Annotated in this window: 1 protein-coding gene; it reads left to right on the plus strand. The window is 45.3% G+C overall.

The features are described 5' to 3' along the window. Positions 1-1,111: type ISP restriction/modification enzyme (locus AC2VE5_RS28300; protein ID WP_486890826.1), on the plus strand; the 1,111-nt coding region annotated here is incomplete at both ends.

Genomic DNA, 1,111 nt, shown 5'->3' on the forward strand with positions numbered 1-1,111 from the left:
CTATTTGAAAAACGTGGTGGAGCATTAATTGATATTGACAAAGATGCTCTTGCAGAGCAAATGAGGAAGTATTACGACCTCGATATTCATTGGGACATAATCAAGAAATCAGATACACGGTTAACAAAAGATGCAGCTCGATTCAATGCAGAGAAAGCACGGATAAAAATTCTAAATTCAGAAGTATATGATTCTGATCGATTATGCCGTTATGCTCTTCGTCCGTTTGATACTCGTTGGTGCTACTACAGTGGAGTAAGACCTCTTTGGAATGAACCTAGACCAACTCTCTACGCACAACTCTGGCAAGGAAACTCCTTTTTGATGAGTCGTCCTAGTGGTATAGCTAAGCCAGAAGGTATTCCACTCTTTTGCACTCAGGTTCTTGGAGACAATGATTTTTTAAGAGGGCATGCTTACTACTTCCCAATTCAATTACGTTCTGTAATTATCGATACGAGTAAGCCTGCTAGGCAGATGGAAATTGAGGGAATTACAGACATTGAAGAAGTAAAGATCACCGCAAACCTCTCGGAGGATGTCCGTATTTACCTTGCCCAGTTAGGAATTACTGAGCCTGATACTGATGTTGAGACGGCTGGGCTAATTTGGATGCATGCCCTCGCCATCGGTTATTCACCTGCCTACCTGGAAGAAAATGCCGATGGTATTCGCAATAACTGGCCTCGAATTCCGCTGCCTGACAACCGGGAAATGCTCATGGCCTCGGCTGAGTTAGGTCGTCAAGTGGCTGCTCTTCTTGATACGGAAAATCCAGTTTCTGGGGTTACCTCCGGTAGAATTCGTTCAGCACTACAAGCCATTGCGGTAGTTTCCCGTATGGGAGATGGTAACCTTGATCCGAATAATGACTTTTCGCTCACCGCAGGCTGGGGGCACGCAGGCAAAAATGGCATCACCATGCCTGGAAAGGGCCGAATTGTTGAGCGAAACTACAGCTCAGAGGAGCAAAACCTGATAGACAATGCCATTCAACAGCTTGGTAAGGGTACTTGCGACATTTATCTGAATGATGTCGCTTACTGGAAAAATATTCCTGCTAGGGTTTGGGACTACGCCATTGGCGGCTACCAGGTAGATCGGAAGAGCA

It is taken from the genome of Aliterella sp. E5.1, from assembly GCF_057473825.1.